Origin of the sequence: Mycobacterium sp. E2327, assembly GCF_001672675.1 — a bacterium.
Classification (GTDB): Bacteria; Actinomycetota; Actinomycetes; order Mycobacteriales; family Mycobacteriaceae; genus Mycobacterium.
The window spans coordinates 1-21,596 of the sequence record NZ_LZKE01000228.1 but is presented as its reverse complement, the minus strand read 5'-3'; the positions used below and the strand labels follow the sequence as shown (position 1 = coordinate 21,596).

The 21,596-nt window shown below is 68.6% G+C and carries 24 protein-coding genes; 7 read left to right on the top strand and 17 right to left on the bottom strand.

Annotation, left to right across the window (positions count from 1 at the left end; translation table 11 throughout):
* Positions 1-6: 6 nt before the first annotated feature.
* From A5712_RS26585 to A5712_RS26555, 7 genes are all read right to left on the bottom strand, one after another.
* Positions 7-996, bottom strand: a complete 990-nt coding sequence (locus A5712_RS26585) for an alpha/beta fold hydrolase (RefSeq protein WP_068112365.1) — start codon at positions 994-996, stop codon at positions 7-9.
* Between the two features lie 227 nt (positions 997-1,223).
* Positions 1,224-1,727 (bottom strand): lipoprotein LpqH, encoded by a 504-nt coding sequence (locus A5712_RS26580; protein ID WP_068112362.1) that lies wholly within the window; start codon positions 1,725-1,727, stop codon positions 1,224-1,226.
* 99 nt (positions 1,728-1,826) lie between these two features.
* A complete protein-coding gene (locus A5712_RS26575; RefSeq protein WP_068112360.1) occupies positions 1,827-2,555 on the bottom strand; it encodes a hypothetical protein in 729 nt (242 codons plus the stop codon).
* A complete protein-coding gene (locus A5712_RS26570) occupies positions 2,552-2,965 on the bottom strand; it encodes a hypothetical protein (RefSeq protein WP_231982253.1) in 414 nt (137 codons plus the stop codon). The genes A5712_RS26575 and A5712_RS26570 overlap by 4 nt, the downstream gene beginning before the upstream one ends.
* Before the next feature lie 12 nt (positions 2,966-2,977).
* Positions 2,978-3,841: an LLM class F420-dependent oxidoreductase gene (locus A5712_RS26565; RefSeq protein ID WP_068112357.1), complete on the bottom strand. Its 864-nt coding sequence runs from the start codon at positions 3,839-3,841 to the stop codon at positions 2,978-2,980.
* The gene (locus A5712_RS26560; protein ID WP_231982252.1) at positions 3,838-4,554 is read right to left on the bottom strand and encodes an SDR family NAD(P)-dependent oxidoreductase; all 717 of its coding nucleotides are present in this window, start codon (positions 4,552-4,554) and stop codon (positions 3,838-3,840) included. The genes A5712_RS26565 and A5712_RS26560 overlap by 4 nt, the downstream gene beginning before the upstream one ends.
* Before the next feature lie 61 nt (positions 4,555-4,615).
* Complete coding sequence (locus tag A5712_RS26555; protein WP_369830439.1) at positions 4,616-5,413, bottom strand: alpha/beta hydrolase; 798 nt, start codon at positions 5,411-5,413, stop codon at positions 4,616-4,618.
* Positions 5,414-5,586: 173 nt separating this feature from the next.
* Here A5712_RS26555 and A5712_RS26550 point away from each other — a divergent pair, with 173 nt between their 5' ends.
* On the top strand, positions 5,587-6,597 hold the full coding sequence (locus A5712_RS26550; protein WP_231982251.1) for a 5'-methylthioadenosine/S-adenosylhomocysteine nucleosidase: 1,011 nt from the start codon (positions 5,587-5,589) through the stop codon (positions 6,595-6,597).
* Between the two features lies 1 nt (position 6,598).
* Here A5712_RS26550 and A5712_RS26540 read toward each other — a convergent pair whose 3' ends face one another.
* A complete protein-coding gene (locus tag A5712_RS26540; protein WP_068112348.1) occupies positions 6,599-7,450 on the bottom strand; it encodes a sulfurtransferase in 852 nt (283 codons plus the stop codon).
* Positions 7,451-7,717: 267 nt separating this feature from the next.
* Here A5712_RS26540 and A5712_RS26535 point away from each other — a divergent pair, with 267 nt between their 5' ends.
* Positions 7,718-8,050 carry a DUF732 domain-containing protein gene (locus A5712_RS26535; RefSeq protein WP_068112344.1) on the top strand — a complete coding sequence of 111 codons (333 nt, stop codon included), beginning with the start codon at positions 7,718-7,720 and terminating at the stop codon, positions 8,048-8,050.
* Positions 8,051-8,100: 50 nt separating this feature from the next.
* On the opposite strand, the gene A5712_RS26530 is transcribed toward A5712_RS26535, so the two are convergent.
* Both A5712_RS26530 and A5712_RS26525 read right to left on the bottom strand, forming a co-directional pair.
* Positions 8,101-9,225, bottom strand: a complete 1,125-nt coding sequence (locus A5712_RS26530) for a glycosyltransferase (RefSeq protein ID WP_068112341.1) — start codon at positions 9,223-9,225, stop codon at positions 8,101-8,103.
* Positions 9,226-9,302: 77 nt separating this feature from the next.
* A complete protein-coding gene (locus A5712_RS26525) occupies positions 9,303-10,085 on the bottom strand; it encodes a helix-turn-helix domain-containing protein (RefSeq protein WP_068112337.1) in 783 nt (260 codons plus the stop codon).
* Between the two features lie 84 nt (positions 10,086-10,169).
* Here A5712_RS26525 and A5712_RS26520 point away from each other — a divergent pair, with 84 nt between their 5' ends.
* Together A5712_RS26520 and A5712_RS26515 are read left to right on the top strand one after the other, a co-directional pair.
* Positions 10,170-11,120 (top strand): LLM class flavin-dependent oxidoreductase, encoded by a 951-nt coding sequence (locus A5712_RS26520; protein ID WP_082973678.1) that lies wholly within the window; start codon positions 10,170-10,172, stop codon positions 11,118-11,120.
* A complete protein-coding gene (locus tag A5712_RS26515) occupies positions 11,117-11,782 on the top strand; it encodes a maleylpyruvate isomerase family mycothiol-dependent enzyme (RefSeq protein WP_068112335.1) in 666 nt (221 codons plus the stop codon). The genes A5712_RS26520 and A5712_RS26515 overlap by 4 nt, the downstream gene beginning before the upstream one ends.
* Positions 11,783-11,993: 211 nt before the next feature.
* On the opposite strand, the gene A5712_RS26510 is transcribed toward A5712_RS26515, so the two are convergent.
* The 5 genes from A5712_RS26510 to A5712_RS26490 all read right to left on the bottom strand — a co-directional run bounded on the left by A5712_RS26510 (position 11,994) and on the right by A5712_RS26490 (position 18,218).
* Positions 11,994-13,520 (bottom strand): FAD-dependent monooxygenase, encoded by a 1,527-nt coding sequence (locus A5712_RS26510; RefSeq protein WP_068112330.1) that lies wholly within the window; start codon positions 13,518-13,520, stop codon positions 11,994-11,996.
* Entirely contained in the window at positions 13,517-14,158 is a 642-nt protein-coding gene (locus tag A5712_RS26505) for a TetR/AcrR family transcriptional regulator (RefSeq protein ID WP_231982250.1), read from the bottom strand. The genes A5712_RS26510 and A5712_RS26505 overlap by 4 nt, the downstream gene beginning before the upstream one ends.
* Before the next feature lie 55 nt (positions 14,159-14,213).
* On the bottom strand, positions 14,214-15,371 hold the full coding sequence (locus A5712_RS26500) for an AAA family ATPase (RefSeq protein ID WP_068112325.1): 1,158 nt from the start codon (positions 15,369-15,371) through the stop codon (positions 14,214-14,216).
* 9 nt (positions 15,372-15,380) lie between these two features.
* Entirely contained in the window at positions 15,381-16,970 is a 1,590-nt protein-coding gene (locus A5712_RS26495; RefSeq protein ID WP_068112424.1) for a Na+/H+ antiporter, read from the bottom strand.
* Between the two features lie 198 nt (positions 16,971-17,168).
* Complete coding sequence (locus A5712_RS26490; protein WP_068112322.1) at positions 17,169-18,218, bottom strand: DUF5685 family protein; 1,050 nt, start codon at positions 18,216-18,218, stop codon at positions 17,169-17,171.
* A gap of 134 nt (positions 18,219-18,352) precedes the next feature.
* Here A5712_RS26490 and A5712_RS26485 point away from each other — a divergent pair, with 134 nt between their 5' ends.
* The 3 genes from A5712_RS26485 (at position 18,353) to A5712_RS26475 (ending at position 20,280) form a co-directional block, all read left to right on the top strand.
* On the top strand, positions 18,353-18,787 hold the full coding sequence (locus A5712_RS26485) for a protease inhibitor I42 family protein (RefSeq protein ID WP_068112319.1): 435 nt from the start codon (positions 18,353-18,355) through the stop codon (positions 18,785-18,787).
* 43 nt (positions 18,788-18,830) lie between these two features.
* A complete protein-coding gene (locus A5712_RS26480; RefSeq protein ID WP_068112316.1) occupies positions 18,831-19,310 on the top strand; it encodes a hypothetical protein in 480 nt (159 codons plus the stop codon).
* 151 nt (positions 19,311-19,461) lie between these two features.
* Complete coding sequence (locus tag A5712_RS26475) at positions 19,462-20,280, top strand: lysophospholipid acyltransferase family protein (RefSeq protein WP_068112313.1); 819 nt, start codon at positions 19,462-19,464, stop codon at positions 20,278-20,280.
* Here the strand turns inward: A5712_RS26475 and A5712_RS26470 are convergent.
* A complete protein-coding gene (locus A5712_RS26470; RefSeq protein WP_068112307.1) occupies positions 20,277-21,041 on the bottom strand; it encodes an SDR family oxidoreductase in 765 nt (254 codons plus the stop codon). The two genes, A5712_RS26475 and A5712_RS26470, sit on opposite strands and share 4 nt — an antisense overlap.
* A 2-nt stretch (positions 21,042-21,043) precedes the next feature.
* Positions 21,044-21,454 carry a DUF1707 domain-containing protein gene (locus A5712_RS26465; protein WP_068112305.1) on the bottom strand — a complete coding sequence of 137 codons (411 nt, stop codon included), beginning with the start codon at positions 21,452-21,454 and terminating at the stop codon, positions 21,044-21,046.
* Positions 21,455-21,596: the final 142 nt, after the last annotated feature.

Here is a 21,596-nt window from a genome sequence, read left to right as displayed (position 1 = left end):
TAGCGGCTAGGACGCGCTTTCGTCGACCAGCACGGCGCCGCCGGGCTGATTGCCCAGCGTCTGCAGCGGGATGTCCACGCCCTGGGCCGTGAGGCGAACGATCTGGGCCAGTTCGCCGGGGGCATCGCACTGCAGGTAGTGGTCGGCGCTGGGCACCACCCAGTAGCGGTTGCGACCGGGCTTGCTCTTCAGATACGTCTGCCAGACGTAGTTGGGAACACGCACGGGTGAGACATTGTCGTGGAGGCCCCACACCACCGTGGTGTTGACGGGGTTCTTGGAAAGCGCCTCCAGCCAACCGGTTTCATCCGCGGCCCGCTCATGGAGGTACTGGATCGTGTCCGGCAGCACGCGGATGCCGTCGTTGTGGGCGAAGCACCGCGCCAGCGCGGCGATCTCCGGGTCTTCCAGTGTCCGTCGCGGCATGAAGGTGCTGACGCCCAAGCCGGCGGCGAGCATCTCCGGCGTGGTCGCCGCCGCGGTGTCCCGCCCGGTCGCGGCGTCGAGCAGGGCGGTCTGGAACACGGTCAGGTTCGCCAGCGGGAGATAGATGTTGGCGTTGGTCAGGATGAGGTCAACGGGTACGACGGGCGGGTCTTGGGCCGCCAACATCTCCAGCGCGATCATTCCGACGCTGCTGCCGCGATCGTGCGTGAGCATGCGGAATTCGGTCAGCTTCCACACCTGAGCGATCGCGTAGACGAGCAGGCGCGCATCGTCGTACAACGAATAGACGTACGGGGCCGGCGGCTTGTCGGACAATCCGTAGCCGGGAAAGTCGAGCACGAACATGTCGAACTCGGAGGCCAGCTCGTGGGACAGGCCGAAGTAGTCGATGCTCGACGTCGGAAAGCCGTGCACCAGCACCAGCGGTGGTGCCCCGGGGGTACCGCAACGGCGGCTGAACACCGTCACTTCCTGCCCGTCGTTGGCGGCCGTTGTCGACCGCCACCGCAGCTCGGTCCCGCCGCTTTGCCACTCCGCGAAGATGTCCAAGCTGACAGCATCGCAGAGGTGGCCGCGGTGGACAACCAGGCATCGATAATTCCCAGGCATCACAGGAAATTCGGGATGCGCCGCTGTGCCCGCCTCACAGCGACAGCTTGATGCCGTTTACCGCCTGTCGCTATGAGGCGGGCAAAAAGCCACCCAACATCCTGCGGTGGCTCAAGTGACAGATGAGGCCCGAAAAGCAAACTGCGGCAGTTGGTTTAAGACGTCGCTCAGGGGCAGGTCACATGAATCCCGAACGTCACCTGGTGCACGTCGCCCTGATTGGGCGACACCCCCTGGCCCGTCCCGGTCACGGTATAACTCTTGCCGTCCTTGGTCGCCTGCACCTGGGTCGCTGACTGCGGCGCCTGGTAGGGCAGCTGGTACTCACCGGATCCCGCCTTGAGCGACAGGGAAAAGCCGTCGACGCTCGGCGGCTTTTCGTCCGACAGCGCCAGCGACACCGATGCCGAATCGTCGTGAACGCTGATGCGGGTCGTCAGGTCCCCGGACTCCGCGGGTGTGGCGCTGGGTTGCGCCGCGGTCGCGGTGCATTCGACCTTCGACATGATCGTGTGCTTGTTGCCCCCGATCATGACGGTCGTGCTCGGCGGGGCCGCGCTGGTGCTCGTGGCAGAAGATGGCTGGCCGCTCTTGCTCGAGCAGGCCGGCAGGGTGGCCGCCACGGCGATCACGCCGAGCGCGGCGGCGAGAACGAGTCGCGAACTGGTCATCTCAGGTCCTTTGCTAGAGCTCAGAAGGACTATAGAGGCCGTGCGTTGCGGCGAGGTCTCATCCCTCTGGCGACCCGCCGAACGGCGGATCCGCGCAGTTCACGGCCACGCTTCCCAGCTGACCATCGTTCGTAACGGTCCCGCGAAGAGGGGCCGCACCACGCCCGACCGCCACCGTTCCTCGATGAGCGGAACCAGCGCGTCGACGGTGGTGAGCGGGTCGGCGTCCAGGTAAACGACCGTGATGTATTGGTGGCCCGTCAGCCACCCCGCGGGTAGGTGGCTCCACCCGGTGCTCGTACCGAAAGTCCAAGCGCCGGCGGTGCCGGGCGAGGCAAGCAGCGCCGGATGGTGTTCGGCGTGCAGCCATTGCAGCCACGCGTCGGGGCGGCCTTCGGTGGGTTCCTCGACGATCAGCACGATGCCGCGGTGCGGCCGAAAGGGCACCACCTCGGGCGAGACGAGGGCGTGCGGCGCGGCCTGCCACTGCAGCAGCCGCAGGCCGGCCACCTGCAGCGACGGGCGCGTGACGGGAAAGCGGCCGTTCTCCCGCAGCGAGCGGCCGAGCGCGACGAAGTCGTCAAAGGTTTGTTCAACGGGGTCACCGATCAGGTAGTGCACCACGTTGCCCACTTGCGCCAGCGGCCCGTCGGCCGTCAGGCGGTGGTCGGGGTAGGTGCCGTCGGCGATCCAGCGCAGGCCGTGGACGATGCCCGGCAGTTGGTATTGCTCGGGCATGTGATCCAGCAGGTGCCAACGCAGATAGCTGCCGTCGTCGTCGGGCGCGGGAGGGGTCAGGCTGAAAAAGCCTGCCTTGACGCGGTTCACGTGCCCGGGCCGATCACGAAGCAGCGGCCGCCGCTGCTGGTGAGCAGCACCTCTTGGACGGCGGACTTGTCGATGGTCGCGAACTCGAAGCGGTGCACCTGTTGTCCGGCTTCGATGTTGGCGTCCTGCGACTCGGTGGTGCCGTCCTTCTTGCGAACCAGGGCCGTGACCTTGTCGGGCTTCGAGATGTTTTGCGGCTCATGGAAGTACCACACTTCGATGCCGGCGCCCGAGCCCTGCCAGCCGTCGGCGTAGTAGCACCCCGGGTTGCCGTCGGCGTCCGGCGGCGGTGGCGGGCATATCGACAGGCCGACGCATGATGGCGTGCCGGTGGCTGTCGGCGGGGAAACTAGCGCAAGGCCGCCGCAAACCAACGACAGGATGGCCAGCATTCCGATTGCCTTCGACATGGAAGCCCTTTCCTACGACGTTTGCAGTTCGGCGAGCGCCGCCAGATTGTCCAGATACTGCTGCAGCGAGGCGTGTTTGACGATCGCGCTGACGATGGTGGCGCCGTGGGCGCCGAGCTCGCCGAGCGCGTCGCGGGTGCGTTCCGGCTCGTTGATCGGATCCAGCGGCGCCGACGGCGGCAGCACGACCTCGAATCCGGGCGGAAGGTCGAAGCGGCCCAGCCATTCTCGGACCTGCTGCGGGGTGACGTTGAACGGGGCCCAGCCGTCAGCCAGGGTCGCGGCGCGGCGCAGCGATCGCAGCGTGCGCCCACCGATCCAGATGGGGACGCGTTCCTGGACCGCGCAGGGGTCGACGATCATCCCGCCGAACGAATAGAACTCGCCGTGGTAGGCAGGTTCGGGGACCGACAGCGAGGCGCGAAGCGCGCGCAGCGCGTCGTCACCGCGTGGCCCGCGGTCGTCGAACGGGGCGCCGAGGAGCTCGAATTCCTCCTTGAGGCTGCCCACGCCGACCCCGAGAATGAGCCGGCCGTTGCTGACCTTGTCCAGGGTGCCGTAGCGTTTGGCGATCTCGAGCGGATGGTGGTAGGCGAGCACCAGCACATGGGTGGCCAACCGGATCCGCCGGGTGCGCGCCGCGAGGTAGCCCAGCGTGGCCAACGGATCCCAGTAGCGGGCGCCGCGGCGATCGCGCTCGGCGGCGGGCAGCGCGATGTGCTCGCTACAGGTCAGGTGGTGATAGCCGAGTCGGTCTGCGGCCTCGGCGATTTGGGCGAGATCCTCGATGGACGCGTCTCGGGTCCACTCGCTGCTACCCGGCAGCATAGTCACCACGGGCGTAGCTACCGATAGTTTGACTGCGGCGGTGCTCATCCCTGCATGTACCCTCCGGCGTCGACGGGGATGGATTGGCCGGTGATGGTTCGGCTCTCGTCGCTGGCCAGGAACAGCGCCAGGTTGGCGACGTCCTCCGGCGAGGAAATGTCTTGCAGTGCTACCCCTTTGAGTGACTTGGCGCGTTGGGTTTCGTAGTCGACCCCTTGTTCGTCGGCGGTGCGTTGCACCCACTTGCGGAACAGTTCGGTGTCGATGGCGCCGGGCACGATGCAGTTGCACCGGATGCCGTACGGGCCGACTTCTAGCGCAACGGCTTTGGTGAACGCCCGGAGCGACGCCTTGGCGGCGACGTAGTGCGTCTTGCGGACCATCCCGCCGTAGCTGGCCGTCGAGGAGAAGTTCAGGATGACCCCCCGCCGGCGTTGCAGCATCGACCGGTTGAGCACCTCACGGGTGCACAGCATCGCCGCGGTGACGTCGATGGCGATGGTCGCATTCCAGTTGTCCAGCGTCTGCTCCCATATCCAGCGATCCTGGCCGGGCGCGGCGGCGTTGTTGCACAGGATGTCCACCTGGCCGAACTCGTCGACGGCCCGCGTCACCATGGCGGCGACGTCGTCCTCGTCGGTGACGTCGGCGCGCATCGCGATGGCGCCCGGACCCGCCGCCGCCGCGGCGTCGAGCACCAGCTCTTCGCGCCGCGCGGCCAGCAGCACCCGGGCGCCTTCCGCGACGAACAGCGCGCCCATCACCGGTCCCAGGCCGCTGCTGGCGAGGTGATGATCGCGACCTTGCCGTCGAGCCGCCCGGTCATTGCGGCGACGCCGTCAGACAACGGGTTTCGAGCCAGGCGTGAATTCGCTCGGCCACGTCGGCCCAGCCGGGTTCGAGCATCATGTCGTGCGCCATTCCCGGAATGAACTCCGCCTCGGTGTGATACGCGCTCGCGGTCGCCCGCACTTCCCGCGTCGAGAAAAGGATGTCGTTTTCGGCCCCGAGGACCAAAACCGGGGTGTTGACGAGGGAGGGCTTCGGAAGATCGAGCCACAGCATGCCGAGCACGTGTTTGCCCACATACTCCTCGTCAAGCCCGGCCGCGTAGCGCGCCACGTCGGCGAGGGGAGTCGAGCCGGAAAAGAAGCTTTCCCGGGCCAATTCGGCTGTGCGGCCCATACTTCCCCTGGATTTGGTGATGGCCAGGTGCCGCGTGGTGAGCCACGGGTGCAGCCTGAACCTGCGCAGCAGGAACCTGGCGATCCCGCTGGGCGGCACGGACGCGAGCAGGACGGCGGCCGGCGCATCGTGCGTCTCCAGGTACTTCTGCACCACGAAGCCGCCCATGGAATGCCCGATCACCACCGGTCGTTCGGGCAGGCCGTCGGCGACCGAGGCGACGTCGTCGACGAAGTCCGCCATCGAGCAGAACTGCATGGCTTTGGGCGCGGGGCTCTTCCCGTGGCCGCGCAGGCTTACCGCCACCGACCGATAGCCCTTCGCCGCGAAGAAGTCCAGGAAATGTTCGTCCCAGCACCAGGCGCCGTGCCAGGCGCCGTGGACGAACAACAAGGGTTTTTTGCCCGAGCCGCTGCTCGGTCCCTTGTCGATCATTTCAAGCACGCCGTTGAGACTAGCGGCAATAACGACCCGAAATCGCTAAACAAAAAGAACGGTAACGATTATTCAGGCGCGCCCGGGATGCGCCAAAATCAACCCATCACATTAGCCACGTCGATAAGGCAGCGAGTCTCGGCATTCATGACCGACAAAAAACCAGGGGGAGCGTGCTCAAGCCTTTTCGCGTCGCCGCCATGGTGGCGCTCGCGCTGTCGGTGGGCGCCGGCGTGGCCGCCGCCGAGCCCGCAGGCGCGCCGGAGGTGACGACGGATTCCTGCGAACAGCGCACGCTGGTGCTGTCCGCCTTCCCGGCCGAGGCCGATGCCGTGCTGTCGCTCACCGCGCTGGACCCCCACCCGGTGGTGCGGTCCGACCGTCGGCACTATTACCTCGGGACGATCGGTGGCAAGAAGGTGATCGTGGCGATGACGGGCATCGGCCTGGTTAACGCAACCGAGACCGCCCAGACCGCCTTCGCGCGGTTCACTTGCGCGTCGTCGGTTTCCGTTGGCGCGGTGGTGTTCTCGGGCGTCGCCGGGGGCGGCTCACGCGTCAACATCGGGGACGTCGCGGTGCCGGCACGCTGGAGCCTGGATCGGGGCGCGACGTTTCACCCCGTCGACCCCGGGATGCTGGCCGCGGCCCAGGCGCTGCGCGTCAACCTGGAAAGCGTTAACTACCTTGGCAATCCGATCTGCCTGTGCAAGAACGCCCCTCGTGTCAAGCTGATCAACCTGAAGCGCGAGCCCCGGCTCGTGGTCGGCGGCGACGGTTCCAGCTCCGACAACAACAACGGCCGCGCGTTCCCGTGCATACCGAACGGCGGCGACGTCTTCGGCTGCCAACCGTGCAGCGCGCCGGATCGCTCGCTTTTCTACACCGGGAACTTCTTTCAGGCGGCGTGGCCGTGGCTGCGAAACTCTCTGATCAGCAACCTGAACATCGCGTCGACAGCCAATCCGGCCTTCGACGCGACGGACAACGAGACGGCGGCGGTGCAGGCGGTCGCCGACGCGCACGGCGTGCCGTTCCTGGGCATCCGCGGCGTTTCGGACGGCGCGGGCGACCCGCTGGGCCTGCCGGGGTTCCCGTTCGAGTTCTTCTTCTACAAACAGATCGCGGCGGAAAACGCGGCCCGGGTCACCGCGGCCTTCCTGCAGAGTTGGGCCGGCGTCTGAGTCACTCGGCGCCCCGGGCGACCGGGCGGCTGGGATCCGAACACCACTCCGACCACGACCCCGGATACAGGGCCGCCTCTCGGCCCGCCGCGGCGAGCGCGGCGACCGTGATGGCCGCGGTGACACCCGAGCCGCAATAGACGCCCATCGGGCCCTCGCGATCGATGCCGTGGTCGGACAGCAGTTGGTCAAGCGCGTAATCGCCGACGAACGTCCCGTCGCTCGCCAGGACGGCGCCGCTGGGAAGGTTTTTCGCGCCGGGAATGTGGCCGGCGACAGGGTCGAGGGGTTCGACGTCGCCCCGGAACCGTTCGGGGGCACGAGCATCCAGCAGCGTCCCGCCCTCGCCAACTTGGGCGGCCGTCAACGTGGGTCGTCCGCCCGCGTACAGATCATCGTGCGGCACAACCACATTCCCGGGCGGCGGATCGACCGGGCCGGTGTCGAGGGCCCGTCCGGAAGCGCGCCACGCGGCCAGGCCGCCGTCCAGGATGCGCACGTTTTCCAGCCCCGCGGCCGTCAGCACCCACCACGCTCGCGCGGAGCCGGCGCGGTTCCAATCGTCGTAGACGACGACCAAATCGTCTTGGTCGATGCCCCAGCGGCGCGCGGCCGCCTCCAGGCTGCGCCCGGACGGCAGCGGGTGGCGCCCCCGGCCGGCCAGGCCATGGTCGCTCAGCTCGTCCTCGAGCGACACGTACACCGCGCCCGGCAGGTGGCCCTCCAGGTAGGCCGCGCGGCCGTCGGGTTCGTCGAGGCGCCAACGCACGTCGAGTATCGCGAGCGGCTCGCCGCCCTCGAGGGCGGCGGCCAGCTCGGTGGCCGTGATCAGCACCCGGTCGCGGGCCTCCACTAGGGCACCTCCTTGTGTTTCCCGCGAGCCTAGCCGCGCGCCGGGAAGTAAACGCCGTCGGAACCGAAGGTGAACTCTTGCGGTCCCCGACGAGGTCGGCTGCGCGTTCAGAATTAAACTCGACCAGAACTAAAACTGAACGGCGGATTGAAGTTTGGCTTTCGGCGTGCGGTCCCGCGGGAAGACTATTGACCATGGAACCGCTCGCACGCGAGGATTAATTACAGTGGGCTTCCGGCCCGTGTGGTTTTCGAAAGTGATGGGGAAATGAAGAAGAAGCTTTCTGCGGTCGCGTTCGGCGCGTTCCTGGCTTTCACGTGGGTGCCCGCAGCCGTCGCGCACGCCGACCAGACGGACCAGGACTTCGCGGAATACCTGGCGGGGCACGGCATCAACTTGGGTTCGCCGTCGCAGGTCGTGAACATGGCACGGACCATGTGCAAGGACCTCGAGGCGGGCTACACCCAGAAGGACGAGATCGACCAGCTGACCGGCTCGCACAAGCTGACCCAGGCGCAAGCCGAGACGTTCATCGGTGCGGCCACCGCGGACTACTGCCCCGGCAAGCACCCTGAGAACAAGCCCAGCGGCGGCGGATAACCGCTCCGACTCGGTTCTGACGCACCGCACCTGAACTGCGGTTATCGGCGCTACGCGCTTTCTTTGGCTTCGCCGCTCGCCAACGACGCCAGCATGCCCGCGGCAGCGCGTTCCCAGGTGAAGTTCTCCGCGCGGCGCCGCGCGGAGCGGCGGCGGTGGTTTTCCGGTCGACCGACGACCGCGCCGACCGCCCATGCGATGGCGAAGGGGTCGTTGTCGGCTAGCGCGCCGCTGTCCGGGGTGATGATCTCGGTCAGCGCCGACGTGCGCGACACGACGGCCGGTGTCCCGCACGCCAGCGATTCGAGCGCGGCCAGCCCGAACGTCTCATGCGGGCCCGGCGCCAGCGTCACGTCGGCCGTGGCCAGCAGCTCCGCGACGGTGCGCCGGTTGTTGATGAAGCCGGTGAAGTCGATCGGAAGGCGGGAGGCCTGCCTTTCCAGCCTGGCCCGCAACGGCCCTTCGCCCACCACGACCAGCCGGGCGTCGACACCGGCATGGCACAGCGCGCCCAGGGCGTCGATGCTGCGGTCGACCCGCTTCTCCACCGACAGCCGGCCGCAGTGGACCAGCAGGATCTGCTCCGGGGTGGCCCAGCGCCGCCGCACCAGGTAGGAGTGCCGGCGCGGGTGGAATGTCTGCAGATCCACGCCCAGTGGCACGGTGACGGTGTTGGTGGCGCCGATCCGGTCGAACTCTTCGCGCGCGAACGCGGTGGTGCACACGACGGTGTCGTAGTTGGCGGCGGTGCGCCGGTTGGCGAAGTCGGCGAACTTCTCCGCGCTCCGCCGCGGAAGTACTTGTCCCACAAGGCGATCCAGGCGCTCGTGGGAGATCATCACCGTGTTGGCGCCGTATTCGCGGCCCCATGGCCCCAGCGACCGCAGGGTTAGCCGGTCGGAGACCTCCAACGCGTCGGGCTTCAGCGCCGCCAGCAGCGCCTTGACGGGTCCCGGCATCACCGCGCGGTAGCCGCCGGTGAAGGGAATCAACCGGGCGGGCATGGTTATTCGCACCACGCCCGTGGGCAGCTCCGTGCGTTCGGCGTTTCGGCCGGGGACGATCAGGAACACCTCATGCCCGGCGGCGCAGTATTCGGCGCCCAGCCGGTCCACCGCGGTGCGCAGGCCGCCGGAGCGGGGGCCATAAAAGTTGGCGACCTGTGCAACGCGCATAACGTGAGGACACGCGGCGCGTATGTGCATTCATCGATGTGGAACCGTCGCGTGCCTGAACAGTCCGTGAATTCGCCTCACCTGCCGTGACGGCGGGCGAGAATCGCGGCGGTTTCCCGGTCGGCGGGCAGGAACGCCTCGAGGCGAAGCTCCGACACGGTGACATCGAGCGCCGTGACGAACGTCGAGATCGTCGCGATCAGCCGCACGTCACCGTCGGGGGAGCGCAGGTGCAGCGGCACCGCGAACCCGAGCGATTCGATCGGCCGCCCGCCCGGCGCCGGCACGCCGTATCCCTCGAGTTCCTCGATCAGCGCGTCGATGCGCGGGTGTGGACCGCGCTCGCGCAGGCCATGCAGAATGTGGCGCCGCCAATCGTCGAGGTTCACGATGCGCGCCGCCATGCCCTCCGGATGCAGCGCGACGCGCAACACGTTGACCGGCGCCTCCAGCAGCCACTCCGCCACCCCGTCGGTCAGCAGTCCGAAGGCGCCGTTGGCGGCGACCAACTCCCCGAAGCCGTCCATGACCATCGCCGGATAGGGCAGGTGGCCGTCGAGCACATGCTGCAACGCCTCTCGCACCGGTTGCAGCAGCGGTGCGTCGGGCGCCGACTCCGGATACGCGGGCGCGAACCCCGCCGCCGACAGCAGCGAGTTGCGTTGCCGCAGCGACAGCTGCAGCGAGTCGGCCAGGCGGCTGACGATGTCGCGCCCCGGCACCGATCGGCCCTGCTCCAAGTAGCTCAGGTGCCGCTGGGTGGTGCCGGCATCGTTGGCCAGGTCGATCTGGCTGAGCCGTCGCCGATTACGCCACTCCCGCAGCGCCGCGCCGAAGTCGCCCTGCACCGAAACCGACATGCAAACAGTCAACCCGTTCGCGGCGCTGGCCGCTATTCCCTCGAGGGAATTGCCGCGCGCCAGTGCGGGCGACACGATCGCGGTATGAATCAGCCACTCCGCCTCGGTGTGATGCCGCCACTGGCCGCCGAACCATGGGCCGGTACCGACCTGCGCCGCCTCCTCGACTTTGCCCGCGCCGTCGAGGATCTGGGGTTCGACTCGCTGTGGGCAAACGACTCGTTGGTGCGCCCCCGCATCGAAGCGCTGACGTTTCTGTCGGCGGCGGCCGCGGTGACCGATCGGATCACCCTGGGGACCGCCGCCCTGCAGCCCGTGCTGCGGCGGCCGGTGCAGACGGCGCAGGTCCTGGCCTCCATCGATCGGCTGTCGGGCGGGCGGTTGGCGGTGGCGGTCGGCGCCGGCTTCCCGGGCTTGTCCGAGGTGGAGTACGCGGCCTCCGAGGTCCCGTGGCGCCGGCGCTTCGCGCGCCTCGACGACACCGTCGCACTATGGCGCCAACTGTGGAACACCAAGGAGCCCAGCTCTTTTCACGGGGCTGTGCTGCATCTCGACGACATCCCGGCCGGCATCACGCCGTTCAACGGGTCCGACCCGCCGGTATGGCTGGCCGCGGACACGCCGGGTGCGCGGGCCCGCGCCGGCCGTCTCTACGATGGGTGGCTCCCGTATCCTCCGACACCGCAGGGGTATTCGTCTGGGCTGGCCGAGGTGCGGGCCGCGGCCGTGGGGGCGGGCCGCGCCGCCGACGCGGTGACGCCGGCCCTGTTCGTGACCGTGCTGATAACGGATGATCCCGACGGCGGGCGGGCGGCTTTGGATCATTTCGCCAACCAGACTTACGGTTTCGGCATCGATGTCGTCGAGCAGATCCAGACGTTCGCGGCGGGGACGCCGGACTTTGTCGCCGCCCGGCTGGCGAGTTACATCGACGCCGGCGCGCGGGATCTGGTGTGCCGAATAGCCGTCCTCGGGCCCGACGGATTCATCGAGCAGCTGCGCCTGCTGCGGACGGTGGCGGAGGCGTTGCGATGACCACGATCGTGCGCCCGGGACCCGATCGAGTCGCGACGATCACGGGCCTTGTCGACGAATACCGCTCGTTCGCCGAACTCGTTGGCGCACTCGATGTATCGGAGTGGACGCGCGAAACCCGTTGCGCCGGCTGGCAGGTGCGTGACGTGGCCGGCCACGTGGTGGGCCAGGCCGTCGACACCGTCAGCGGCGCGATCGGCACGCGTACACCGGACGACCAAGCGGCGGCATTGCGCGGGGAATCACCGGCCGCACTCGCCGGGCGGCTGCAGACCGCGGCGGATTCCGTTGCGCGCCTTGCCGTGGTGATCGACGACGCGACATGGTTGGCACCCAGCCCGGTGCCGGGGCTGACCCTCGGCCAGGGCGTGCACGCGCTGCTGAACGACGCCTACCTGCACGGCGACGACATCCGTTGTGCGCTCGGTCTGCCGTTCGACGCCGGGCCGGGCTTGCACGCCACCCTCGATTTCGTGCTCGGCGCCCTGCTGCGCGACGACGAGGCCGCCGCGGAACCGGCCGTCGCGCGGCTGTTGGACGTTTCGGTTGAGCACTTCGCAGGCCAAACCGGCATGGCGGCGCACGAGTTTGTCTTGGCCGCCACCGGCCGGGGCGATCCAGCGCGCCTGGGGCTGCCCGACAGCGTCAACATCTACCGCTGAGGCGGCGGGCGACCGGCCAAGGCGTCTTGTCACATCCGTCACGTTGGCCGCTGGTGGGAAGGATGCACCGTTGTGCCCGCCTCTGAGCGACAATTCGCCGTGATCGAGTGTGCGCCCGCAGTTGTCGCTATGAGGCGGGCACGAAGGGTGCCCGCTCGGACGGAGACGCGTGTGGCGGATGTGACTTCGCCGCGCAGTCTCGCCGCCCCGGCTACCCGCTCGACTCGGGCCCGAACCACCGCTCCAGCGCGGCCCGCAGGCCGGCCTCTTCGTCCGGCCCGAACGTGTCCGCCGCCCAGGCGACGTATCCGTCGGGCCGAAGCAGCAGCGCGGCGGCGGGCGGGTCGGCAGCGGCTGCGCGGATGACGTCGACGCGATCCAGCCATCCCCGAGCCGTGACGCCGACGCCGTCGAGGTCGAGGTCGAGCAGGATGGGCCGGGCGTCGTGCAGCAGCTCGGCGACCCGCCGGCCGTCGTCGAGGGTGAGTTCGGGCACGGGCCAGCCCGAGAGCGGGTGGTCATCGCCGACGTCGTAGCGGACGTCGTTGCCGGCCAGCAACCTCGCCATGTGCCGCGCGGTGTCGGGCAGGGCGAAGAGCTCGCCCAAAAGCGTTCGCAGCGCGGCGACTTCGGGGCCCGGCGCCATTAGCGCGGTCTGGGCCATGGACTGCATCATCACGCGCTCGCCCACCGGGTGGCGCTCGAACTCGTAGGTGTCCAGCAACCCGGCGGGCGCCCAGCCGTTGAGCTGGGCGGCGAGCTTCCAGCCGAGGTTCAGCGTGTCCTGCAGACCGAGGTTGAGGCCCGGCCCGCCCATGGCGCTGTGCACGTGGGCGGCGTCGCCGAGTAGCAGGACACGTCCGTCGCGGTAACGTTCGGCGTGACGGGTGTTCTGCCCGTTGATCCGGCGAAGGGCATGCGGCCCAGGGCCTTTGGGCTCGCCGAACGCGAAGTCAACACCGAGGACGCGGCGGGCGCTTTCGCGCAGCTCGGCCAGGCTCATCGGTTTGTCCTCCACCGGCGGTGAGAATTCGATGGTGCCGAACAGCGAGCGGCCCGGTTCGAACTCGGCGTAGATCACGCCGCCGGTGTCCAACCGGGTGTGGCCGAACCGGAGTGTGCCGAATCCCGGAATGTCGATGCCGCCGTCGGGGCGGCGCAGCTCGTCGGGGATCTGCACGTGCGCGAGCCGGCCGACGGTCTGCGACGTGTGGCCCGGGAAATCGATGCCCACGGTCTTGCGCACCAGGCTCCGCCCGCCGTCGGCGCCGACTAGGTACCGCGACGCGATGCGATACTCGCGCTCGGGTGAACTCACCACCACCTCAACGGATTCCGGCTCCTGACGGAGCCCGGTGAGTTCGTGGCCCCAGCGCAGGTCCACCCCGAGGTCGCGCGCCCGCTTCTCCAGCATCCGCACCAGTCGGGGCTGTTGCATGGGCAGCGCGTACATCGGATTGTCGGGCATGCCAAGAAAATTCAGGGTCATGGCCGCGAAGATCCAGCCGTAGACGGGTTGCGGCGGGTTGGGGTCGCCGGTGAACTCGCGATACAGCCCGCGCATGTCGAGCATCCGAACCACCTGCCCGATAAGGCCGTTGGCCTTCGGTTCCGCGCTCGGCCCGGGCAGGGGATCGAGCACGACGGGCCGGATGCCCGCCAGCGCCAGTTCGCAGGCCAGCATCAGCCCGTTGGGGCCGGCGCCGGCGATGACGACATCGGCGTGTTCGTCAGTCATGGTCTGCCTCCGTGCTCGGTGGGTTCGGGCAGTCCCGCGGTGACGGCGGCGAAGCCGTCGCGGATCAGGTCGGTGATCGCGACGGGCGGGTCCGCCCGCACGTAGGCCTCCGCGGCGGCGTCGCCGACGGCCCGCACGACGGCCACCACCAGCCGCGGGTACAGGTCGCGCTCGGGATCGGTGCCGGTGCGTTCGGCGATGGCTTCCAGCCACTCGTCAAAGAGGTCCTGTGGCAACGCATTACGCACCTGCGGATTCATCAGCAGTTTTCGGACCTCGACCAGCTCTTGGCGGCTGGGCACCCGGTTCTCCTCGCCGTAGACGTCGCCGAAATCGGCCTCGAGGGCTTCGAGCACGACGTGGGCGATCGACGTCCACAGCGGCTCGCCGGCGGGGCGCTGCCGCAGCGCGGCGACGCTGCGGCGCATGCGCTCGGTCTGGCGGTAGGCGAGCGCCTCGTACTTGCCGGTGAAGTAGTTGTTGAACGTGCGCAGCGACACCCCGGCCAGGTTGGCGATCTCGTCGCGCGTCACGTTTTCCAGCCCGCGTTCGAACGCCAGGCTCAGCGCGGCGTCGCTGAGCGCGCGCCGGGTATCGGCCTTCTTACGCTCGCGCAATCCGAGGGACGGATCGGTCACGACGACCAACGTACGGGAAAGTTGCATAGTGGGCAACATTGCCTGATGGGCAAGGTTAGCGTTTGCCCCATTCCCACGGCGGTGTCGTCAGCAGGCCCTGGCCGGTGATGCGGGTTTCGCCCCATTCCTTGTACAGCTCGATCTCGACCGTGTCGTCGCCGGCGGCCTCCAGCAGCGCCCGCGAATGGGTGACCACCACGACCTGCGTCCGTGTGGCGGCGGAGCGGATCAGCGAGGCGAGGGGGCGCACCAATTCCGGGTGCAGGGAGGTCTCGGGTTCGTTGAGCACCATCAGCGAGGGCGCTTGCGGGCTGAGCAGCGCGGCGGTCCAGAGCAGGAATCGCAGTGTGCCGTCGGACAATTCGGCCGCCCGCAGCGGGCGCAGCATGCCGCGCTGGCGTAGCTGGAGATCGAACACCCCGTCGTGGACGGCGACCGAGACGGTGGCGCCGTCGAACGCGTCGGCGACGGTGCGGGCGAGGTCGTCGAAGCCCGCCTCGATGATGGTCTGGATCGCGGCGGCCAGGTCGTGGCCGTCGTCGGAGAGCACCGGCGTGCGCGTGCCGACCTGCGGGTGCCGGGCGGGCGCCCCGGCGTCGACGCGGAAGCCGTCGTAGAAACGCCAGCCGCGTAGGCGCTCGCGCACGGCCGCGAGTTCGGGCAGCGCGTGTGGGTTGGCGTACTCGGCCAGCACGCTGCGATACGACGGCAGGGACCGGCTCAGCTCGTCGAACCCGCGGCCCGACTCGGCGCTGACCTCCGCGAAATCCCGGGTCCGGCGCACCAGCGTCGCGCCGGTCCGCAGCACCGGCCCGGCGAACACCGCTTCGCGTTTGATCTCGGGATCACGGCCGAACGCCGACGCGATCCCCGCCATCTGTGGGATGCCGAGGTCCACCAGGTAGCCGAAATCGTCTGCGGCGAAGCCCATTTCGAGCGACACCGGCCGGGTGCGCACGGTGCCCTGGGCCTTGCCGGTGCGCCGGGCGCCGCCGAGTTGCTCGGGCCCGGCCCACAGCACCGACTGCAGCCCGCCCTCGCGGGCGAGCGAGCCGATCACCTCGCCGCGGCCGCAATCGGCCAGCAGCCGCAGCGCGCGGTACAGCGACGACTTCCCGGCGCCGTTGGCCCCGGTGACCACGGACAGCCGGCCCAGCGGCACGATCACCTCGCGCAGCGACCGGTATCCGCGGATGGCGACGGTCTGCAACACGGGGCCGCCCTACTCGTCGGCGGCGTCGAGCAGTTGGACCTCCTCGAGGTCCATCTCGTTCTGCAATTCGCGCAGCACGATGTCGTCGATCAGGTTCTGGTTGCGCAGGGCGGTGATTTCGCGCCGCTTGTGTTCGAGCACGCCCAGGCGCACCCGTCGCACCTTCTCCTTGCCCCTGACCAGTCGGTGGTTGGTGGACCCGTCTTCGGTGGCCTTGACCAGTGCGGCCTTTTCCTCGTATTCCTTTCGTAGCCGCCCCAGCAGCTCCTCGCTGATGCCGACCTCGTCGGCGACCGTTGGGAGCGCGTCGAGCGCCGCTTGACTGCCCCGACAGCGGGCCATTTCCAGTTCCTGGACGTAGGCGTGGTCGTCGGGCATGTTGGCCCAGCGGACCACGGCGGGCAGCGTGCTGCCCTGGACCAACACGGTGACCAGGATGACGAAGGTCACGATGAAGATCAGCAGGCTGCGGTCGGGGAAGGGCGTGCCGTTCAGCGTGGTGGCCGGGACGGCCAGCGCCGCGGCGAGCGACACGGCGCCGCGGAATCCCGCCCAGGCGACCACGAAACGCTGGCGCCAGGGGGCGCGGCGCTGACGCTGGGCCTCCCGGCGATCGATGAGGCGAATCAGGCCGGTGGTGATTTCGCCCCACACGATGCGGGAGACGATCACCACTCCGGTGACGGCCAGCGCGATGTAGGCGGCGTGGCGAAGGCCGCCGTCGACGTGGGAGATGCCGTGCAGCGCGCCCGGGATCTGCACGCCGACGAACACCCACAGCGAGCCGTTGAGCAGGAAGGTGGCGATGTCCCAGAACCCGAAGGCCGCCAGGCGGGAACGGGCTCGGATCACCAGCGGCCCGGCGTAGGCGAGGACCAGGGCCGACACCATGACGGCGACCACGCCGCTACAGTCGAATGCCTGGGCCAGCAGGAACGCCGCGAATGGCGTCAGCAGGCTCATGGCCCCTTCCTCCTGCGGCGCGTCGATTCGCTTGCGCGCCAGCACCACCAACCCACCGACCAACAGGCCGGCGGCGATGCCGCCGAGGTAGGAAAGGATGAACCGGCTGCTCACTTCGAGCGGGCTGATCGCGGATCCGCCGATGGCCACCGTGACGCTGCCGGCGAACAGCACCAGCGCGGTGCCGTCGTTGATGAGGCTCTCGGCCTTCAGCACGGTCAGCTGCCGGCGCGGCAGCTTTTTCGCCAGGCCGGCCACGGCGGCGGCGTCGGTGGGGGACAACACGGCGCCCAGGACGCCCGCCGCGTGGGGGTCCATGCCCAGCGATCGGGCCGTCCACGACACCGCCGCGGCGGTGGCGATCACCAGGGCGATGCTGAGCAAGACGATGACCCGCGCGTTGGCGCGGATCTCGCGGAAGCTGGTGTTCATGCCCTCCCAGTAGAGGATCGCGGGCAGGAACAGCAGCAGCACGACCTCGCCGTCGACGTGCACGTGACCAAAACTGGGGATGAGGCCGAGCAGGGCGCCGAGGGAGATGAGCAGCACCGGGGGACCCACGCGGTAGCGCCGGCCGATGACCGTCCCCACGATGACGGTGGAGACGAGCGCGACGATCAGGACGAGGCCAAACACCTCGCCCATCCTGCCGGACGGGTACGACGTGCGCCTTTTGGGGTTTTGAGGGGTGCCAGGCGAATCTCAAATGCGATAGCGCCGGCGCTATCAAGTTTGGGAGTCGTGTGCGCCCCAGTTCAGGCGAACTTGGCCGCCCGTTTGTTCACGAACGCGTCGATGCCCTCGCGGCCGTCGCGTGTCGTAAGCGGTCTTCACCTAACAATCGCAGCAACAGTCGTCGCAGCAGCAGTCGCAGCCCTCGCAGCAACACAAGCAGGTGCCGTCGCCGCCCTTCTTGCGTTTCCCCGGGTTGGGGGTCTCGCCCTCGTCCGTGGGCTCAAAGGAAGCGGGCTGGTTGCCGAAGTTGATCGGTTCCTGCTGGCCGCGCGGCGTCCCGCTTTGCGCGGTGTACCCGGCGTGGCTGAAGGTGCGTTTGATCGCGCGTCGCACCTCGCCGGTCAGCAGCCGCTGGGCCAGGCGCCCGTCGGTGAACTCGACGTCGGCCAAGGCCAGCTCGATGCCCAGGGCCGCGTCGTCGCACAAGGCGCGGGCGTCTTCGACGGGAGTTGCGGTGGCGGCCAACGGGTTCCACTTGCCGCGCGCCTCGTCGTCGCGGTAGTCCTCGACCGCGTCGAGCAGGTGGGCCACGCGGCCGAACAGCTGCCCGATCTCGCGCAGCGGCGCGGCGTTGCCGGGGCGCCCGGCCAGCACGGCGGTGTGCGCGAAGGCTTCGGCGACCGCGGTCTCGGTGGGCTCGGTCACCGCCAATAGCGGGCTGCCCGGGCCCGCGGAGGCTTCGAGCGCGGCCTGCCGGTCGATCGCCGCGACGAGCACCCCGGTGTCGAAGCCCAGGGTGTGGCCGGCGTCGGTGCCCTGGCGCACCCAGCGCTCGGCGATGCGCCGGGCCGCCGGGCGAACTCCAGCCACGCCGACCAGGCCGTCGCGGTCGTCGACGTGGTCGCGCACCCGCGCGGCGGCCAGCGCCAGCGAGACCACCGCGGCCAGGCGCACGCAGTCGCCGGTGGCCACGTCGGCGCGCCGCATCCCGCGCAGCGCGCAGGGCCCGGCCTTGCGGCGCGTCGGCTGCCCGGCCGACTGCGCCTCGACCAGCAAGGAGACCACCAACCCGTCGTAGTTGGTGGCGATCCGCGCGACCTGGCCGTAGTCGTCGCGCAGAGCCAGACACAATCCACATAACTGGGCTCGCCAGGCGTCCGCGAGCTCGCCGCCGAGCCGATGACGGCAGGGCCGGATGATGCCAAACATGCACAGAAGCTACCCGAGCTTCAGCAAACGCGCCCCGCAAAACGCCGTGCGACGGGTTCCACCTGCGGCGACACCTCGCGCTCACCCGGGCCTGGGATATTAGGGTGCTGAGGCGAAATCGAAGGGGGAATTTCGTGAAGACCAGACTGCTCCTCGCAGTCGCCCTGCTCGCGGGCTCGACGGCCGTGGGCTGCCATTTTGCGTCCCGGAACCCGCCGACAAACCAGACCCTCGGGGTCGCGATGGGCGACGTACTGAAGCAGAACGCCATCACGCAGGACGTCACGCTGGGGGTCGGCAACACCCTGACCCTGAGGTTGGGCTCGAACTACACCACCCCGTACCGGTGGACGATCAACACGAAGATCGGCGATCCGACCGTCGTCAAGCAAACCAGCCACGAGTTCGTGCAACCGACCTCCGACGCGTTGGGGGCGCCGGGGACGGAGGTCTGGACGTTCGAGGCGTTGAAGCCGGGGAAGACGACGATCAGCACCGCGTACTCGAGCATCGTCGGCAAGGACTCGAAGACGGCGTGCACCTATACGGCCAACGTCACGGTGCAGTAAACGTCTCTGGCAAACGAGTGTGCGCCGGGCTACCGTCTTGACTGTGTTTGGCTTTCTTCGCAATTGGTCCGAGATCGGCAAGTTGCCCGCCGGGCTGCGCGAAGAACTCGACGCCGAGGGTGTCATCTTCACCGCCGGCAAGGTCGGGGTGACCCGGCACTTCAGCGGCCACGTGCCGGGCGTCTATTCGGCCACCGGCGTCTCTCGCTATACGGGCGGGTTCGGCTTCAGCGTCGCGCGGATCGTCGCGCTTTTCCCGGTTCGCGCGGACCCCAACCTGCGCTCCGTCGATTGCTCCTGGGACAGCGACAAGGGACCGGCGCGGGCGGCCATCACCGAGAAAGGGTTGCGGATCGAAATCGACTTGCACGGAGTCGATCCCGCCTTTTCCGGCTCGATGAAGCTGAACTATCGCAAAAAGATCCCCACCGACGTGTTGGAAAAGCTGCCCACCACGTCGCTGCGTTTTCGGGTCGACCCGGTCTTCGTGTATCGCGCGGCCGGGGTGCGGCCCAAACCTTAGGGGGCTGTCGCATCCTCGGGGGAAGGTATATGTCATCCGCGAAAATGATGGCGTATGCGCTATCAGATTCCTGCACCGCCTTATGGTCGCGACGCCGCCGAGTTGACCAAATGCCCTATTCGCCGCCTTATGGTCGGCTGAAGATCGGGGTATGAGCGTCAGCCATGCCGATTCGACCGATATCGACAAATGGGATCGCGGCCTGACCGAGCACGTCGTCGCGCTGACCCGGCCGATCGTCAAGCACTATTTCCGTTCCGAGGTGCGCGGCCTGGACAATATCCCGCCCGGGGCGTCGCTGGTGGTGTCGAACCATTCCGGCGGGCTGACGTCGTTCGACCTGTCGGTGTTCGCCGTCGACTATTACGACAAATACGGCTACGAGCGCCCGCTGTATGCGCTGGGGTTCGACACGCTGTTCGGCGGGGTGGCCGGCGAATTCCTCAACCGCACCGGGGTCATTCGCGCGACGCGCGAAAACGCCGCCAAGGCATTGGCTTCCGGCGCCGTCGTATTGGTTTTCCCGGGCGGCGATTTCGACGTTTACCGGCCGAGCATGCGCGAGAACGTCATCAACTTCGGCGGCCGGACCGGCTATGTCACCACGGCCATGGAGGCGGGGGTGCCGATCGTCCCGGCGGTATCCATCGGCGGGCAGGAGGGCCAGCTGTACCTGAGCCGCGGCACCTGGCTGTCACGTCTGCTGCGGCTCACCAAGTTCGAGCGCAAGTACTTCCGAACCGACATCCTGCCAATAACTTTCGGGTGGCCGTTCGGGCTGAGCGTGCTCGCCCCGGTCAACGTGCCGCTGCCCACCAAAATCGTCACCGAGGTGTTGAAGCCCATCGACGTCGCCACCGAATTCGGCGGGGCCGCCGACGTCGAGCACCTCGACGCGCTGGTGCGCGGGCTGATGCAGAAGGGCCTCGACGCGCTGGCGGCCAAGCGCCGCTTCCCGATCTTCGGCTAGGCCTCGGTGGGTTGCAGCATCCGGCCGGCGACGCGCGCCGAGATGGAACCGGGACCCAATCGGGCGAAGGTGGACGTGAACCGGTTGCGGAACCCGGGGACGACGACTGGGCGCCCCTTGTCCAAGGCTTTCAGCCCGGCGGCGACGACGGGTTCGGGCGGCGCGAGGCGCCGATAGACCGCGGTGTGCGAGACGTCTTCGCCGAGGGCGTCGACGAACCCGGTCCGGGTTGGGCCGGGGCAGAGCGCCGTCACGGTGACGCCGGATTTGCGGGTCTCCGCCCACAGGGCCTGGCTGAGTGACAGCACGAACGCCTTCGAGGCGCCGTAGGTGGCCTGATACGGGCCGGGCTGAAAGGCGATGGTGGAGGCCACATTCAGGATGCCGCCGCGCCCGCGGGTCAGCATGCCCGGCAGCACGGCGTGGGTCAGCCGCACCAGCGCGTCGACGTTGACGGCGACCAGCTCGTGCTCGCGCCGCGCGTCGACCTCCGCGAATGGGCCGTAGGTGCCGAATCCGGCGTTGTTGACCAGGATGTCGACGTCTTTGCCGGCCAGGCGGGCGATCAGGTCGTCGGTGCCTTCGTCGGTGCCCAGGTCGCCGACGACGAGTTCGGCGTCCTGGTCGATTTTCTGCGCCACCGCCTTGAGGCGGCTTTCGTCGCGGCCGGCGAGCACGAGGCTGTGACCGCGTTGGGCGAGCTGCTCGGCAAAGATTGCGCCCAGTCCGGAGCTGGCGCCGGTGATGACGGCGATAGACATTGCTAGACACCTTTTTTCGTGATCGGGCGGACGGCCAGGGCGTGGCTGACGAAGCCGACCGCCGTCCCGAGGATCGGCCAGATCGGCCAGAAGTATGTCACGCCCGTCGCCGCCCAGATGGTGAGAACGACCGTAGTCATCACTGCGAACGCGACGAGGTGGAGGTGCACGCTCGCGCGGGCCGCTCGCGCGGCGGCGGCGCGGCGGCGGGGGTCGGCGCGCCGGATGCGATGCAGCGGCAGGTCGGCGACGAGCTGCCTGAGCTCCCCGGCGGTCCGGGTTTGGTACGCGGCCTGGAGCCGCCGGTCGTACTCGTCGAGCTGGAGGTAGCCCTGGGCGAGCGCCTGGCCCAGGTTCGTGGCGGTCCTCTGCCGGTCGCGGTCGCCGGCCCGAGCGATGGTGGTGGTTGTCATGAGTCCGGTCCCTTCATGGGGGATGTGAATAGCATTAACATAGTACGGAATGTTAATGTCGTCAACATGTTGCGTCCTGCAAGTTGGATTGGACTAGCGGGTGAAAGTCCCGTCCGGGTAGGCACCGGAGCGCCGGGTAGCA

Bases quoted from the DNA above. Each gene is read 5' to 3' on its own strand.
- A5712_RS26530 (WP_068112341.1), bottom strand. From the start codon at position 9,225: ATGCGCGTTGCACAGGTCGCCAACTTTTATGGCCCCCGCTCCGGCGGC.
- A5712_RS26555 (WP_369830439.1), bottom strand. From the start codon at position 5,413: ATGATCGACAAGGGACCGAGCAGCGGCTCGGGCAAAAAACCCTTGTTG.
- A5712_RS26560 (WP_231982252.1), bottom strand. From the start codon at position 4,554: ATGGGCGCGCTGTTCGTCGCGGAAGGCGCCCGGGTGCTGCTGGCCGCG.
- A5712_RS26525 (WP_068112337.1), bottom strand. From the start codon at position 10,085: ATGTCGGTTTCGGTGCAGGGCGACTTCGGCGCGGCGCTGCGGGAGTGG.
- A5712_RS26565 (WP_068112357.1), bottom strand. From the start codon at position 3,841: ATGAGCACCGCCGCAGTCAAACTATCGGTAGCTACGCCCGTGGTGACT.
- A5712_RS26580 (WP_068112362.1), bottom strand. From the start codon at position 1,727: ATGACCAGTTCGCGACTCGTTCTCGCCGCCGCGCTCGGCGTGATCGCC.
- A5712_RS26470 (WP_068112307.1), bottom strand. From the start codon at position 21,041: ATGTCTATCGCCGTCATCACCGGCGCCAGCTCCGGACTGGGCGCAATC.
- A5712_RS26490 (WP_068112322.1), bottom strand. From the start codon at position 18,218: ATGTTTGGCATCATCCGGCCCTGCCGTCATCGGCTCGGCGGCGAGCTC.
- A5712_RS26570 (WP_231982253.1), bottom strand. From the start codon at position 2,965: ATGTCGAAGGCAATCGGAATGCTGGCCATCCTGTCGTTGGTTTGCGGC.
- A5712_RS26465 (WP_068112305.1), bottom strand. From the start codon at position 21,454: ATGACAACCACCACCATCGCTCGGGCCGGCGACCGCGACCGGCAGAGG.
- A5712_RS26535 (WP_068112344.1), top strand. From the start codon at position 7,718: ATGAAGAAGAAGCTTTCTGCGGTCGCGTTCGGCGCGTTCCTGGCTTTC.
- A5712_RS26515 (WP_068112335.1), top strand. From the start codon at position 11,117: ATGACCACGATCGTGCGCCCGGGACCCGATCGAGTCGCGACGATCACG.
- A5712_RS26520 (WP_082973678.1), top strand. From the start codon at position 10,170: ATGAATCAGCCACTCCGCCTCGGTGTGATGCCGCCACTGGCCGCCGAA.
- A5712_RS26475 (WP_068112313.1), top strand. From the start codon at position 19,462: ATGAGCGTCAGCCATGCCGATTCGACCGATATCGACAAATGGGATCGC.
- A5712_RS26510 (WP_068112330.1), bottom strand. From the start codon at position 13,520: ATGACTGACGAACACGCCGATGTCGTCATCGCCGGCGCCGGCCCCAAC.